Annotated in this window: 10 protein-coding genes; 6 read left to right on the forward strand and 4 right to left on the reverse strand. The window is 71.8% G+C overall.

What is annotated here, in order from left to right:
* Nucleotides 1-161: 161 nt before the first annotated feature.
* Entirely contained in the window at nucleotides 162-2,276 is a 2,115-nt protein-coding gene (locus ACTEI_RS00885; RefSeq protein ID WP_122975886.1) for a S9 family peptidase, read from the reverse strand.
* Nucleotides 2,277-2,421: 145 nt separating this feature from the next.
* Here ACTEI_RS00885 and ACTEI_RS00890 point away from each other — a divergent pair, with 145 nt between their 5' ends.
* Nucleotides 2,422-3,549 carry an FAD-binding oxidoreductase gene (locus ACTEI_RS00890; protein WP_122975887.1) on the forward strand — a complete coding sequence of 376 codons (1,128 nt, stop codon included), beginning with the start codon at nucleotides 2,422-2,424 and terminating at the stop codon, nucleotides 3,547-3,549.
* A 134-nt stretch (nucleotides 3,550-3,683) separates the two neighbouring features.
* On the opposite strand, the gene ACTEI_RS00895 is transcribed toward ACTEI_RS00890, so the two are convergent.
* The 3 genes from ACTEI_RS00895 to ACTEI_RS00905 all read right to left on the reverse strand — a co-directional run bounded on the left by ACTEI_RS00895 (nucleotide 3,684) and on the right by ACTEI_RS00905 (nucleotide 7,273).
* On the reverse strand, nucleotides 3,684-4,298 hold the full coding sequence (locus tag ACTEI_RS00895) for a dihydrofolate reductase family protein (RefSeq protein ID WP_122975888.1): 615 nt from the start codon (nucleotides 4,296-4,298) through the stop codon (nucleotides 3,684-3,686).
* A 325-nt stretch (nucleotides 4,299-4,623) separates the two neighbouring features.
* Nucleotides 4,624-5,199 (reverse strand): dihydrofolate reductase family protein, encoded by a 576-nt coding sequence (locus tag ACTEI_RS00900; protein ID WP_122975889.1) that lies wholly within the window; start codon nucleotides 5,197-5,199, stop codon nucleotides 4,624-4,626.
* 31 nt (nucleotides 5,200-5,230) lie between these two features.
* Entirely contained in the window at nucleotides 5,231-7,273 is a 2,043-nt protein-coding gene (locus ACTEI_RS00905) for a SpoIIE family protein phosphatase (protein WP_239082753.1), read from the reverse strand.
* Between the two features lie 105 nt (nucleotides 7,274-7,378).
* On the opposite strand from ACTEI_RS00905, the gene ACTEI_RS00910 reads away from it, so the two are divergent.
* The 5 genes from ACTEI_RS00910 (at nucleotide 7,379) to ACTEI_RS00930 (ending at nucleotide 15,433) form a co-directional block, all read left to right on the forward strand.
* Nucleotides 7,379-11,779, forward strand: a complete 4,401-nt coding sequence (locus tag ACTEI_RS00910; protein WP_122975890.1) for a HAMP domain-containing protein — start codon at nucleotides 7,379-7,381, stop codon at nucleotides 11,777-11,779.
* Between the two features lie 88 nt (nucleotides 11,780-11,867).
* On the forward strand, nucleotides 11,868-12,416 hold the full coding sequence (locus tag ACTEI_RS00915; protein WP_122975891.1) for a response regulator: 549 nt from the start codon (nucleotides 11,868-11,870) through the stop codon (nucleotides 12,414-12,416).
* Between the two features lie 127 nt (nucleotides 12,417-12,543).
* Nucleotides 12,544-14,049, forward strand: coding sequence for a pectate lyase (locus ACTEI_RS00920; RefSeq protein WP_122975892.1), 1,506 nt, complete (start codon nucleotides 12,544-12,546; stop codon nucleotides 14,047-14,049).
* A gap of 65 nt (nucleotides 14,050-14,114) precedes the next feature.
* On the forward strand, nucleotides 14,115-14,618 hold the full coding sequence (locus ACTEI_RS00925) for a SigE family RNA polymerase sigma factor (RefSeq protein WP_122975893.1): 504 nt from the start codon (nucleotides 14,115-14,117) through the stop codon (nucleotides 14,616-14,618).
* The gene (locus tag ACTEI_RS00930) at nucleotides 14,615-15,433 is read left to right on the forward strand and encodes a hypothetical protein (protein WP_122975894.1); all 819 of its coding nucleotides are present in this window, start codon (nucleotides 14,615-14,617) and stop codon (nucleotides 15,431-15,433) included. The genes ACTEI_RS00925 and ACTEI_RS00930 overlap by 4 nt, the downstream gene beginning before the upstream one ends.
* Nucleotides 15,434-15,551: the final 118 nt, after the last annotated feature.

A 15,551-nucleotide genomic window follows, 5' to 3' on the forward strand; every position in this document is an offset into this window, starting at 1 on the left:
ATGATCGTAGAAGATCGACTTCTCCGCGGGTGACCGCCCCGCCTCGCGCGGGTCGCCGGTCGACACCCGGCCGGCGACACGAGGGGACCGCCCGTGCCGGTGCGTGGGTCGAGACCCTTTCCGGTACGACCATCGGCGTACCGGAAAGGGCCCGGCGGTGGTCAGATGGTGGCGGCGCCGGCCGTGTCCAGGATCCAGGCCAGGACGAAGGCCTCCTCCTTCCAGGAGTCGTAACGGCCGCTCGGCCCGGCGTGACCGGCGCCCATCTCGGTCTTGAGCAGGAACTGGCCCTCGGGGGCGACGGTGCGCAGCCGGGCGACCCACTTGGCCGGCTCGTGGTACAGCACGCGGGTGTCGTTGAGGCTGGTGACCGCGAGGATCCGCGGGTACGGCAGCGGGGCGACGTTCTCGTACGGGCTGTAGGACTTCATGTACGCGTAGACCTCGGCCGATTCCAGCGGATTGCCCCACTCCTCCCACTCGGTGACGGTGAGCGGCAGCGACGGATCGAGGATCGAGGTGAGCGGGTCGACGAAGGGCACCTCGGCGACGATGCCGGCGAACGACTCGGGGGCCAGGTTGGCGACCGCGCCCATCAGCAGGCCACCGGCCGAGCCACCACGGGCGACCAGCCGGTCGGCGGCGGTCCAGCGGTTGCGGATCAGCGCCTCGGCGCAGGCCACGAAGTCGGTGAAGGTGTTCTTCTTGGCCAGCATCTTGCCGTCCTCGTACCACCGGCGGCCCATCTCGCCGCCGCCCCGGACGTGCGCGATCGCGAAGACCACGCCGCGGTCCAGCAGGGAGAGCCGGGAGATCGAGAAGTACGGGTCGATGCTGTGCTCGTAGGAGCCGTAGCCGTAGAGCACGGCCGGGGCCGAGCCGTCCCGGGCGACGCCGCGCCGCGCCACGATCGAGATCGGCACGCGGGTGCCGTCCGGCGCGGTGGCCCACTGCCGGAACTGCTCGTAGTCGGCCGGGTCGTAACCGCCGAGCACCGGTTTCTGCTTGCGCAGCGTCATCGAGCGGGTGATCAGGTCGACGTCGAAGACCGAGTCCGGGGTGATCAGCGAGGTGTAGGAGATCCGCACCGCGGCGGTGTCGTACTCCGGGTTGCTGCCGAGGCCGACGCTGTAGAGCGGCTCGGGGAAGGTCATGTCGTACGTGTCGGTGCTGCCGTCGCACATCACTCGCAGGCCGGTCAGCCCGTCCTTGCGCAGCGAGATGACGATGTGCCGGGAGAACGCGTCGACCGATTCGAGCCGGGTGCCGGGCTGGTGCGGGATCAGCTCGACCCACTCGCCGGGCGCGTCGGCCGAGGTGTAGGCCAGCGCGAAGTCCTCGGCGTCGCGGTTGTGCAGGATCAGGAAGCGGTGCCCGTGGTGCTCGATCTGGTATTCCACGCCCTGCCGCCGCTCGGCGACCAGCACCGGCTCGACGGCCGGGGTGTCGGCGGGAATGACGCGTACCTCAGAAGTGATCTTGCTGTGCGCGTCGATGACGATGAACTTCTCGCTGCGGGTCAGCTCGACGCCGACCCAGAACCGCTCGTCGGTCTCGTGGTAGACGACCGCGTCGGCGGCGGCCGGCTGGCCGATCACGTGCCGGTGCACCCGGTCCGGGCGCCAGGCCTCGTCGACCGTGATGTAGAAGAGCACGCTGCCGTCGGCCGACCAGGCGCTGCCGTAGAACGTGTCCGGGATCTCATCGGCCAGCACCTCGCCGGTGCGCAGGTCCTTCACCCGCAGCGTGAAGCGCTCGTCGCCGTCGAAGTCGGTGGAGTAGGCCAGCCGGTGGCCGTCCGGGGAGACGTCGAAGGTGCCGAGCGCGAAGAACTCCTTGCCCTCGGCCAGCACGTTGCCGTCGAGCAGCACCTCCTCGTCGGGGCGCTCGTCGCCCGTCGGCGGGGCGGTCTCGCCGGGGCGCACCGGGACGCGGCACTGGATGCCGTACTGCTTGCCCTCCTCGGTGCGGGTGTAATACCAATACCCACCCTTGCGGCTGGGCACCGACAGGTCGGTCTCCAGGGTGCGGTCCTTGATCTCCTGGAAGATTTTCTCCCGCAGGCCGGCGAGGTGTGCCGTGGCCCGCTCGGTCCAGGAGTTCTCCGCCTCCAGATGGGCGATGGTCGCCGGGTCCTCTTTGTCCATCAGCCAGGCGTACTCGTCGGTGACCGTGTCGCCGTGGAAGGTGCGCGTGGTGGGCGCCAGGCGGGCCGGCGGTGGGCTGGAGGGGGCCGGGCGGGCCGGCGGCGGGCCGGCGGGCGATTCGGTCGTCACCTGAGACACGTTACCGGCGGAATGGTCGGCGATGAGTTCCTTACACACCCCGACTCCGCTCTTTCGAACATGTGTACGATGTGCCAGAGTGGACGATCTTCAGGGATCTCGATCCGCGCTCCGGTCTGATGGGGAGGCTTCGGACGTGACTGATTCCCTTCTCGACGCGCTCGTGGACATCTGCGGCCCCGGCTTCGCGCGCCCCGCGCGGTCGGTGGACCGGGTGGGCGGGCGACGTGCGGGCTTCGTCGCGGTGCCGGCCACCGGCCGCGCCGCCGCCGCCGCGCTGCGGCTCGCGGCCGAGCGCGGGCTCAGCGCCCGGGCCCGTGGGTCCGGCAGCAAGATTGATTGGGGTACGCCACCGGCCGGGCTGGACCTGATCGTCGACACCGGCCGGCTGAACGGGATGTGGAACCACCACGGCCCGACCGCGGTCGTCGCGGCCGGCACGCGGATCACCGCCGTGCAGGCCGCGCTCGCCCTGCAGGGCAGGCGGCTGGCGGTCGACCCACCGTCGCCCGGCGCCACCGTGGGCGGGATGCTCGCGGTCAACGAGGCCGGCCCGCTCGCGCACCGCTTCGGTAGCCCGGCCGAGCAGACCGAGAGCGTGACGTACGCCGACGCCACCGGCGCCGAGCTGGAGTCGGACGGCGAGGACGGCCGCCCCGGGATCGCCCAGATCCGCGGGGTGCTCACCGCGGCGGTGCTGCGGGTCCACCCGCGGCCCGCGACGCGCCGCTGGCTGGGCCGGGCGGTGAGCACCCCGGCCGGGGTGGCCGAGCTGGTCGAGCAGGTGAGCGCCGAGCGGCTGGAGCCCAGCGCGATCGAGGTCGACCTGCCCGGCGGCGGTGGCGGCACGGTCGCCGTGCTGCTGGAGGGCGACACCGAGACGGTGGCCGGCCGGTCGGCGCACCTCGCCCGGGTGTGGGGCGCCGGCACGGTCCTGGCCGAGCAGCGGCCGTCCTGGTGGGGCCGTTATCCGTTCGGCCCGCAGGACGTCGCGGTGCGGATCTCGGTGCGTCCCGAGGGGCTGCAGGCGGTGACGTACGCCCTGCGGGATCTGTGCGGCGTCCCGGTGACGCTGCGCGGCTCGGCGGGCCTGGGCACGGTGCACGCCGTCCTGCCGGCCGGTCTGCCGGCGCGCCGGGTGACCGAGATCGTGGACGGGCTGGAGCAGGTGCTGCTGGCGCGCAACGGCAAGGTCGTGGTGGTCTCCGCGCCGCCCGCGCTGGCCGCGGAGCTGAGGATGGCGCAGCCGCGGGATCTCTTCTGAGCCGTCGGTGGCGGGGTGGCGGTTTTCGGCGGCCGGGTGCTCAGGAGTGGGCCGGTGGCGGGGTGGCGGTCTTCGGCGGCCGGGTGCTCAGGAGTGGGCCGGTGGCGGGGTGGCGGTCTTCGGCGGCCGGGTGCTCAGAAGTGGGCCGGTAGCAGGGTGGCGGTCTCGGCGGCCAGGTGCCGGCCCATCCGGGCGACGTCGCCGACCGCGTAGGTGAGGTAGGCGAACTGGCCGACCTCGCGCACCCCGGTCAGCATCAGCTCGTCGACGCGCAGCCGGTGCCGCAGCATCGGGGTGCCACCGCCGAGCACGGCCGGCGCGATGCCGAGGATGAGCTCGTCGAGCAGGCCGTGCGCGGCGAACTGGGCGACCAGGTCGCCGCCGCCGGCCAGCCACACGTTCTTGCCCTGGGCCGCCACGAGCATGGCCTCGTGCACCCGGCGGACGTCCCCGCTGATCATGAAGACGTTGGCGTCCGGCACCGGAGGCAGGTCGCGGTGGGTGAAGACCCAGCACGGCACGTCGCCGTACATGTCGTGCCAGTTCTGCGGCTCTTCCAGCAGGTTGTCGTTCTCCAGCACCCACTCGTAGGTGGTCGCGCCCATGGCGAACGCGCCGACGCCGGCGAAGAACTCGCCGAAAGGGTTCTCGGTGCCCTCGTCCACCTCGAAGAGCCAGTCCAGCGAGTTGCGCTCGTCGGCGATGTAGCCGTCGATGCTGGTGGCGGTGTAGTACTGCGTCTTCGCCATGCCAACACCATGCCACGGTCGAGCTGACAAAAGGGGCAGATCGCCTCACGAGCCCGGCGCCGCGAAGCCCGCGGACCGCGCCGGTGGCCCGGCACCGGCGCGGCGGGTCGTGGCGCGGTCCCGGTGGCGGTTGCGGGCCGGGTCAGGGCGTCGGTGTGGCGGGTCGTGGCGCGGTCCCGGTGGCGGTTGCGGGCCGGGTCAGGGCGTCGGCGCGGCGGGTCGCGGCACAATGCCGGTTGCCGGTCGCCGGTGGGGGCAGGCCGGGTCAGGACCCCGGCGCGGCGAGTTGCGGCACGGTCCCGGTCCCCGGCCGGGGCGTGCCTCGTCAGGACGCCGGTGTGCCGGGGGTGGGCGGGCCGACCCGATAGGTCAGGTTGGCGAACTGTCCGAGCCGGCTCACTCCGGTCAGGGTGAGTCGGCGGGAGGTGAGCCGGCGCGGCAGCAGCGGGGCGCCCGATCCGAGCGTCACCGGCGCCACGCCCAGGATCAGCTCGTCGAGCAGCCCCTGATCGGCGAACTGCCCGACCAGCTCACCACCGCCGACCAGCCACACGTTGCGCCCGCCGGCCGCGGCCACCATCTCGCGGTGCACGGGAGCGACCTCACCCCGTACGAAATGGAGGTTGGCCCCCGGGATGCGGGGCAGCTCACGGTGGGTGAACACCCAGGCCGGGGTGTCGCCGTACGGCTCCAGCCACTTCTCCGGGTGCTTCAGGGCCTGCTCGTGGGCGACGATCCACTCGTACGTCGTGGCGCCCATCGCGAACGCCCCGACCCCGGCGAAGAACTCGCCGAACGGGTGCTCCTCGCCGCCCTCCACCTCGAAGAGCCAGTCCAGCGAGTTCTTCTCGTCGGCGATCCAGCCGTCGATCGTGGTCGCGGTGTAGTACTGCGTCTTCATACCGTGACCCTGCCACCGGGGTACGACAGTTTCAGGCGTCGTTGCGCAGCACCAGGATCGCGATGTCGTCCCGCGGCTCCTCCACCGAGAAGTTGATCGTCGTCGAGCGCAGCCGGGCGGCCATCGTGTCGGCCGGGTAACCCGCCAGCGGGGCGGCCGCCTCCCGCAGCCGGTTGGAGCCGAACAGCTCCCGGCCGCGCCGCCGCTCGGTGACCCCGTCGGTGTAGAAGATCAGCGAGTCGCCGGCCAGCAGGGTGATCTCGGCATCCGGCGTGGTGATCGACTCCAGCAGGCCGAGCGCCGTGCCGCCGTCGCCGACGAACGACGTCCGCCCGTCCGCCCGGACCAGCACCGCCCGGTCGTGCCCGGCCAGGTGCAGGCAGACCCGCAGCGCCCCGTCGCTGCGCCGGGTCACCGAGGCCATCGCGAGCGTGCAGTACCGCCCGCCGCCGCGCTGCACCAGCGTGCGGTTGACCCGGTGGAGGATCTCGTTGAGCCCCTTGCCGTCGTCGACCAGGATCCGGATCACGTCCCGGACCAGGCCGGTCACCGTGGCCGCCTGGACGCCCTTGCCGGAGACGTCGCCGACCACGACCAGCCACCTGTTGTCGCCGAACGGCATCACGTCGTAGAAGTCGCCGCCCACCTCGGAGCCGGTGGGCACGTACTCGGCGGCGAAGCCGATGCCCTCGACGTGCGGCAGCGCCGGCGGCAGCAGGGACGCCTGGAGGGTCCGCGCGACCGTACGCCGCTCGTCGTGGATCCGCGCGTTGTCGATCGCCAGTGCCGCCCGGCGGGCCACGTCCTCCAGCACGGCCACCTCGTCGGCGTCGTGCCGGTGCTTGGCGTGCCGGCCGACGGCGAGCGTGCCGAGCCGGGCGCCCCGGGCCACCAGCGGCACCGCGAAGCCTTCCAGCGGCGCGCCGAACATCACCTGGGTACCCAGCCGGGACGCCTCCTCCAGCCGGGCCAGCAGCGACTCCGGGCCGGACTCGGCGAGCGTGGCGTGCAGCTGGACCAGCGCGGACTCGTCGGCGTGGGTGGCCGCGGCCAGTTGCAGCCGGCCCCAGGCGTCGGTGGTGTGCACCGCGCACCACATGCCCAGCCGGGGCACCACGAGTTGGGGGATCAGCGCCATCGTGAGGTTGACGTCGAGCGACTGGGCGAGCAGCTCGCTGGCCTCGGCGAGGAAGGTGATCCAGGTCTGCCGGCGCACGTCGGCGCGGCGCAACCGGTCGTTCTCCAGGTGCAGCGAGAAGCGCTCGGCGACCATGACGGCCAGCGACTGGGCGTATCCGACCGGGGCCGCGTCCAGCTCCAGCTCCCCGGCGTACGGCCGGTGGACGGTCAGCGGGACGCGGATGGTGTCGGCGTTGTCGCGGGGGGCGCGGCCGTACCGGGCCAGCAGCTGGCGGCCCATCCCGTCGCCGCGGTCGACGCGCAGCACCGCGCCGGCCGCGCCGGTCAGCCGGGCCAGCCGGGAGAGCAGGTCGGTGGCCAGGTCGCCGAGGCCCTCGTCGGCCTGCCGCTCGGAGCCGCTGCGCAGCAGCCCGGTGAGCGCGCCGAGGCTGGGGGCGTCGGCGGTGACCGGGATCCGGGCGGCGCCGTCCGGGTCGCGGTGGTCGAGGTGGAACCAGACGCCCTTGCCGTCGCCCTCGTGCACGGTGCCCCACCGGCTGGCGAAGTGATCGACGAGCAGCAGCCCGCGGCCGCGTTCGGCCACCTCGCCGATGTCCGGGCTCTCGTTCTTCGGCCCGACGGCGAGCTGCTCGACCGGGCCGGGGGCGAAGTCGGTGACCGTCACGGTCAGCCCGCTCGGGTCGGCGGTGACCTCGATGTCCAGGTCGGTGTTGGCGTGCACCACGGCATTGGTGGACAGTTCGGTGGTCAGCAGCAGAGCCTCGTTGAGCAGGCTGTCCAGGCCGGCATCCTCGAGCACCGAGCGGACCAGCGCGCGCGCCGCCGCCGGGGTCCGCCGGTCGTTGGGCAGGCGTGCCCGGCGGACAAGGGTGCCGGAGGGCGCCCCCGACGGAATGCTCGTCCTCGTTCCGACCTCGGCTGGCACAGCATGCATCCTCTCCCGTGGGCGGGTGTATGCACAAAGTCGTCTCTCGCATTGACCCGGTCGAGCGAGAGAGGATAGGGAGCCCCCGGCAGCCGGACAGCGAGTGAGGACAGCATGACCGCGGCCAGAGAAGCCAGCGTCGGCGTGCCCGACGACACCGTTCTGCTCGGTGAGCTCGCTGATGCGCTGCGCCGGGTGCGGCGTGGCGACCTCAAGGTGCGGCTGCCCCGGCGGGCCGGCCTGGCCGGCTCGGTGGCGGAGGCCTTCAACGAGGTCGTCTCGATGCAGGAGCGGCAGAACCTGGACCTGCGTCGGATCAGCCGGATCGTCGGCCGTGACGGCCGGCTCACCGAACGGCTGGACGAGGAGGGACTGGACGGCTCCTGGGCGGACAGCGTGCGCTCGGTCAACTCGCTGATCGACGACCTGGGCCGGCCCACCACCGAGATCTCGCGGGTGGTCGGCGCGGTGGCCGAGGGCGATCTCTCCCAGCACATGGCGCTGGAGATGGACGGCCGCCCGCTGCGCGGCGAGTTCCTGCGGATCGGCCGGACCGTGAACACCATGGTCGACCAGCTGTCGTCGTTCGCCGACGAGGTGACCCGGGTGGCCCGGGAGGTGGGTACCGAGGGCGAGCTGGGCGGGCAGGCCGACGTCCGCGGCGTGGCCGGCACCTGGAAGGACCTCACCGACTCGGTGAACACCATGGCGTCGAACCTGACCCATCAGGTGCGGTCCATCTCCCAGGTGGCGACCGCGATGGCGCGCGGCGACCTGTCCCAGAAGATCACCGTGTCGGCTCGCGGCGAGGTCGCCGAGCTGGCCGACACCATGAACGGCCTGACCGACACCCTGCGGCTGTTCGCCGAGCAGGTGACCCGGGTGGCCCGGGAGGTGGGCACCGAGGGCAAGCTGGGCGGGCAGGCCGAGGTGCCGAACGTCGCCGGCACCTGGAAGGACCTCACCGACTCGGTGAACTCGATGGCGTCCAACCTGACCAGCCAGGTGCGCAACATCGCGCAGGTCTCCACGGCGGTGGCCAAGGGTGACCTGTCGCAGAAGATCACGGTGGCCGCGCAGGGCGAGATCCTGGAGCTCAAGGACACCGTGAACACGATGGTGGACCAGCTGTCGTCGTTCGCCGACGAGGTCACGCGCGTCGCGCGCGAGGTCGGCACCGAGGGCCGGCTGGGCGGGCAGGCCCAGGTTCGCGGCGTCTCCGGCACCTGGCGGGATCTGACCGAGAACGTCAACCAGCTCGCCGCGAACCTGACCGCGCAGGTGCGCAACATCTCGCAGGTCTCCACGGCGGTGGCCAAGGGTGACCTGTCGCAGAAGATCACGGTCGACGCGCGCGGCGAGATCCTGGAGCTGAAGAACACCGTGAACACGATGGTGGACCAGCTGTCGTCGTTCGCCGACGAGGTGACCCGGGTGGCCCGGGAGGTGGGCTCGGAGGGCAAGCTCGGCGGTCAGGCCCAGGTCAAGGGCGTTTCCGGTACGTGGCGGGACCTGACCGACAACGTCAACTACATGGCGTCCAACCTGACCAGCCAGGTGCGCAACATCGCCTCGGTCACCACGGCGGTGGCCAAGGGCGACCTGTCGCAGAAGATCACGGTCGACGCGCGCGGCGAGATCCTGGAGCTCAAGTCCACTGTCAACACGATGGTGGACCAGCTGTCGTCGTTCGCCGACGAGGTGACCCGGGTGGCCCGCGAGGTCGGCACCGAGGGCAAGCTCGGCGGGCAGGCGCAGGTGCGGGGCGTGGCGGGCACCTGGCGGGACCTGACCGACAACGTCAACTCGATGGCGTCCAACCTGACCAGCCAGGTGCGCAACATCGCGCAGGTCTCCACGGCGGTGGCCAAGGGTGACCTGTCGCAGAAGATCACGGTCGACGCGCAGGGCGAGATCCTGGAGCTGAAGAACACCGTGAACACGATGGTGGACCAGCTGTCGTCGTTCGCCGACGAGGTGACCCGGGTGGCCCGGGAGGTGGGCTCGGAGGGCAAGCTCGGCGGGCAGGCGCAGGTGCGGGGCGTGGCGGGCACCTGGCGGGACCTGACCGACAACGTCAACTACATGGCGTCCAACCTGACCGCCCAGGTGCGCAACATCGCCTCGGTCACCACGGCGGTGGCCAAGGGCGACCTGTCGCAGAAGATCACGGTCGACGCGCGCGGCGAGATCCTGGAGCTGAAGAACACCGTGAACACGATGGTGGACCAGCTGTCGTCGTTCGCCGACGAGGTGACCCGGGTGGCCCGCGAGGTGGGCTCGGAGGGCAAGCTCGGCGGGCAGGCCCAGGTCAAGGGCGTTTCCGGTACGTGGCGCGACCTCACCGACAACGTCAACCAGCTCGCCTCGACGCTGACCATCCAGCTGCGTGCCATCGCCGAGGTGTCCACCGCGGTCACCCGGGGCGATCTGACCCAGAGCGTCGCGGTCGAGGCCCAGGGTGAGGTGGCCGAGCTCAAGGACAACATCAACCAGATGATCGTGACGCTCCGCGACACCACCAAGACGAACGCGGAGCAGGGCTGGCTCGACTCGAACCTGGCCCGGATCGGTGGCCTGCTGCAGGGCCAGCGGGACGTCGGCGAGGTCTGCCGCATGATCATGACCGAGGTGACCCCGCTGGTGGACGCCCAGCTCGGCGCGTTCTTCCTGGTCGACAACGAGCAGGCGGTGACGCGCCTGCGGCTGGCCGCGGCGTACGGCTACGTGGCCCGCGACCACGAGGTGACCTTCGGGCCGGGCGAGGGCCTGGTCGGGCAGGCCGCGGTGTCCCGCCGCACCATCCGGGTCCGGGCCACCCACGACGGCATCCTGACCATGCGTTCCGGGCTGCTCGCCATGCCGCCGAACGACCTGGTGGTGCTGCCGGTGCTGTTCGAGGGCGAGATGCTCGGCGTGATCGAGTTCGCGTCGGTGGCCGCCTTCTCCGGGCTGCACCTGACGTTCCTGGAGCGGCTGGTCGCCACCATCGGGGTCGCGCTCAACACGATCCAGGCGAACCGGCGTACCGAAGAGCTCCTCGCGCAGTCGCAGCGGCTGGCCCGGGAGATGCAGGACCAGTCGGCCGAGCTGCAGCGCACCAACGCCGAGCTGGAGGACAAGGCCAAGCTGCTCAGCGAGCAGAAGGCCAACATCGAGCTGAAGAACCGGGAGATCGAGCTGGCCCGGCTGGGCCTGGAGGAGAAGGCGCAGCAGCTGTCGCGGGCCAACACGTACAAATCCGAGTTCCTCGCCAACATGAGCCACGAGCTGCGCACCCCGCTGAACTCGTTGCTGCTGCTGGCCCGGTTGCTGGCGGACAACACCGAGCAGAACCTGACCGAGAAGCAGATCGAGTTCGCCCGGACCATCCACAGTGCCGGCTCGGACCTGCTCTCGCTGATCGACGACATCCTGGACCTGTCGAAGATCGAGGCGGGCCGGATGGACGTCGAGCCGGACGTGGTCGACTTCGACGGCATTCGCAGCTATGTCGAGCAGGCGTTCGCGCCGCAGGCCGAGGACAAGGGTCTGCAGTTCCGGGTGGAGCTGGCGCCGGACCTGCCGGACTCGATCGTCACCGATCCGCAGCGGCTCCAGCAGATCCTGCGCAACCTGCTCTCCAACGCGGTCAAGTTCACCGACCACGGCTCGGTGACGCTGAGCATCTTCGCCGCCAACCAGGACACCGACCTGGAGGTGCCCTCGCTGGTGTCGTCCCGGCAGGTGATCGCGTTCGCCGTGCGCGACACCGGGATCGGCATCTCGGACGAGAAACTGGCGATCATCTTCGAGCCGTTCCAGCAGGCCGACGGCACCACCACCCGCAAGTACGGCGGCACCGGCCTGGGCCTGTCGATCAGCCGGGAGTTCGCCGCGCTGCTCGGCGGCACCATCGCGGTCCGATCGGTGCCCGGCGAGGGCTCGACCTTCACCCTCTACATGCCCGAGGCTCTGACGCCGGACGCGATCCCGATGCCGGCCCTGCCCGCGACCGCAACCCAGGCCATCCCGGTCCGGCCGGTGGCCCCGCTGGACATCCCGCTGATGGAGATGCCGCCGCTGGTTCAGCCGCGCCCGGAGGAGACCGCGCCGGCGCATCCGGCCGGGCGGCAGCTGGAGGGGGCCACCGTGCTGATCGTCGACGACGACGTGCGGAACGTGTTCGCCCTGACCAGCGCCCTGGAGATGCACGGTCTGAACGTGCTGTACTCGGACAACGGGGTGGATGGGGTGCGCCTGCTGGCCGAGCATCCGGAGGTGGACATCGTGCTGATGGACGCGATGATGCCGGACCAGGACGGGTACGAGACCACCCGCGGCATCCGGCGCAATCAACGTTTCCGCGACCTGCCGGTAGTGTTTCTCACGGCGAAGGCGATGCCCGGGGACCGGGAGTCGGCCATCGCCGCCGGCGCCAGCGACTACATCACCAAGCCCGTCGACCTGGACGAGCTGATCGAGCTGATGGCGCGCTGGGTGAACGCGGAGAGCACGCAGCCGGAACGCGGCTGACCGATGTGGTCTCCCAGAGCGGCTCGCGGGCCGTGGCGGGTAACGGAGCGTCGGACGGCGGCGTGGGGAAGGAACGAGGTGAGCACGGGTGGGTGAGCGCGCCAAGGCCCTGCTGGTCGACGACCGGCGGGACAACCTGCTGGCCCTGGAAGCGATCCTGCAGGGTCTGCCGGTGACCCCGGTGGCCGTGGAGAGCGGCGAGGCCGCGCTCAAGCAGCTGCTCACCGACGATTTCGCGGTGATCCTGCTGGACGCGCACATGCCGAACATGGACGGCTTCGAGACGGCCAGCCACATCAAGCGGCGGGAACGGACCCGGCACGTGCCGATCCTGTTCCTCACCGCGGCGGACCGGGACGCCCAGCTCGCCCTCCGGGGGTACGCGGTCGGCGCGGTGGACTACCTGACCAAGCCCTTCGATCCGTGGGTGCTGCGTGCCAAGGTCTCCATCTTCGTCGAGCTCTGGGGGAAGAACCAGCAGCTGAAGGCGCAGGCCGAGGCCACCCGGGAACGGGATGCGCAGTGGCAGCGGCTGACCGACACGGTCGACGAGGCGGCCCGGGTGCTGCGGGCCGGCGGCGAGCAGGCGGCGGCCGAGGCGCTCGCTCTGCTGGAGAAGGCGCGCTGGGGTAGCTGAGCCGTAAGCTGCACAAACAGCTCCATATGTGACCTGGGTCACGCGAGGCAACGAAGCTGATCTCCCGCCCCACTACCGGGTGTTGATCACTTGATCAAAGCCTCTTCCCCCAGGAGCTAGGAGCAACATGCGGCACGCACACCCCGACGACGCCATGGCCGCGAGCCGGCGCCGCCGCCGGATGATCACGGGCCTCGGTGCGGCCGGCGCCGCCGGTGCGGTCACCGCGCTCGTGGCGGTCCTCGTCCCGTCCGCCTCGGCCAGCACGATGTTCGACGACGACTTCGAGAACGGCGCGGGCAACTGGTCCAAGTCCGGTGGCGCCTGGTCGGTGGTGACCGACGGCTCGAAGGTGTACCGGCAGTCCAAGGCGGACAGTGGGCTCGCCCGGGTCTTCGCCGGCGAGACCTCGTGGAGCGACTACTCGGTGCAGGCCCGGGTCAAGGGGGTCGACCTGGGCAGCGGCCTGGCCGGCGTGGCCGCCCGGGCCAGCGGCTCGTCGACCATGTACCGGCTCGCCCTGCTGGGCGCCGGCAAGGCCGAGCTGCAGGCGGTCAAGGGCAGCGCGGTCTCGGTGCTCGGCTCGGCCCCGGTGAGCGGCCTCAACTCCTGGCACACCCTGCGGATCGACGTTTCGGGCAGCACGATCAAGGGGTTCGTGGACGGCACGGCGATCGGCGGCGGCGCCGGCACGCTGGCCGGGACCGGCCGGATCGGCCTGGTCACCAGCTTCGCGGCGGCCGAGTTCGACGACGTCGCGGTGTCCCCGGTCGCGGGCTCCACCGCGACCGCCGCGCCCAGCGCCACGGCCACCAGGACCGCGACGGCGAGCCCGACCGGGACGGCCACCGCGAGCCCGACCAGGACCGCGACGGCGAGCCCGACCAGGACGGCCACCGCGAGCCCGACCAGCACCGCCACCGCCGCCCCGACCGCGACGGCGTCCGCGTCCACCACCTGGCCGACCCCGAAGGGCCAGAAGCCCGTCACCGCGACCATCGAGGTGACCGGCAGCTTCGACGGCGGCAACCTGCGCTACTACGGCAGCGGCGCGCTCGGCACGGCCTCGCAGGACGAGAGCCAGGGCCCGCTGTTCGAGCTGGCCGACGGCGCCACCCTGTCGAACGTCATCCTGGGCGACCCGGCCGCGGACGGCGTGCATTGCAAGGGCTCCTGCACGCTGACCAACGTGTGGTGGGAGAACGTCGGCGAGGACGCCGCGACCTTCAAGGGCGGCACCTCGGCCGTCTACGCCGTGAACGGCGGCGGGGCCAAGGGCGCCGACGACAAGGTGTTCCAGCACAACGGCGGCGGCACGCTGACCATCAGGAACTTCCAGGTCAGTGACTACGGCAAGCTGTACCGCTCGTGCGGCAACTGCAAGACCCAGTACAAGCGCGCGGTCGTGCTGCAGAACGTGGTCGCCACCGGCAAGGCCAAGGCCCTGGTCGGCATCAACACCAACTTCGGCGACACCGCGACGCTGTCCGGCGTCACCGTGGTCGGCCACCCGAGCCTGAAGATCTGCGTGAAGTTCAAGGGCAACAACACCGGCGCGGAGCCGACCGAGATCGGTACCGGCGCGGACGGCACCTCCTGCAAGTACTCGGAATCCGACATCACCTTCCAGTGATGTCCCGGTGGCCGCCGGGTGCCAGACCGGCGGCCACCGTCCGACCCGTCCGTAGAAGGGTGCCGATGCGCGACGCCGCCTACCACGCGTACTTCGAGCAGCACCACGACTCGTTGTCGCGACTGGCGTACCTGATGACCGGGGACGCCTCGGCCGCCGACGACCTGGCGGCGGACGCCATGACCGAGGTGTGGCGGCACTGGGACCGGGTGCAGGCGGCGGACGACCCGGCGGCGTACGGGCACGGGATCCTGATGAACCTGGCCCGTAACTGGATCCGCAAGCGGAGCCGCGAGCGCCTGTTCTCGCTGGAGGTGCTCAAACGGGCGCCGGAGTCGGACGTGCCGGCCGTGCTGGACGTGCGTCGTGCCCTGGCCCGGCTGCCGCACCGGCGGCGAGCCTGCGTGGTGCTGCGGTACGCGTTCGACATGTCCGAGCGGGAGGTCGCGGCCACCCTGGGGATCTCCGCGGGCGCGGTGAAGAGCGCGACGTCGCGGGGCGCGAAGCAGTTGGCCGAGATGCTCGGCGGCAGTCTGGCACGAATCGACGGTTGGGAGGCGGCGCGGTGACGCTCACCGAGGACGAGCTGCGCGCGGTGCTGCGCGCCGAGGCGGCAGCACACCGGCCCGACCGCGTGGCGATCCTCGATCGGATCACGCAGACGGCGATGCGGAACGGGGGCGCGGGAGGGCGTGCCCCGCGGATCCGGATCGCCGGCGCGGCAGCAGCGGTGGCTGCCGTGCTGGGGGGCGGCGGTTTCGCCCAGTGGGCGCTGGCCGGCGGACCGGGAGACGACCGGCCCGTGCCGCCGCCCCCACCGGTCACCACGTCGGTCGGTCCGGCCGTCACGGAGAGCGCTTCCCCGGCCGCTTCCGCCTCGCCCTCACGCGCCCCGAGCAGCCCGGCCGGCAGGTCCCCGGGCGCGCGGCGGTCCAGCCGGTCCGGGTCCCCGCCGGCGACCACGACCAGCACCGCGACCAACCCGGCGGCCGAGCCCGCCAGGACCGCTTCGCTCTGGTCCGACGGCTCGGTCGACGTGGGTGGCGACACCCAGGCCAGCAGCGTGGTGACGCTGCGGACCACCGAGAAACTCACCGCGCTGCAGGTGACGATCCGGGTGGCGAGGACGGCCGGGCTGACCTCCCGGGGCAGCAGCCAGCAGGTGCCCGGCGCGAGCGTCGACAGCAGCGTGACCGAGGAGGGTGATGTGCTGGTCCACCACTTCACGCTCTCCTCCGGGGACACGCTCGATCCGGGCACGTACACGTTCTTCGCGCGGTACACGTACCCCGCCGGCGGCCGGGACGCCGGCGCGGACCGCTACTCGGCGACCGCGACCGGCGGGTCCGGCGCCACCCTGAGCGCCTCCGGCGCCTTCGGCTGAGCGCTGCTCGCGGCGGGCGGGGCGGCGCTACTCCGCCGGCTCCCCAGCCGGGGCGAGCGTCTGTCCACAGGCGACGCGATGCCGGCGCCGGCTCCTAGCCGGATGTGACAGCATCGCG

Origin of the sequence: Actinoplanes teichomyceticus ATCC 31121, assembly GCF_003711105.1 — a bacterium.
Classification (GTDB): Bacteria; Actinomycetota; Actinomycetes; order Mycobacteriales; family Micromonosporaceae; genus Actinoplanes; species Actinoplanes teichomyceticus.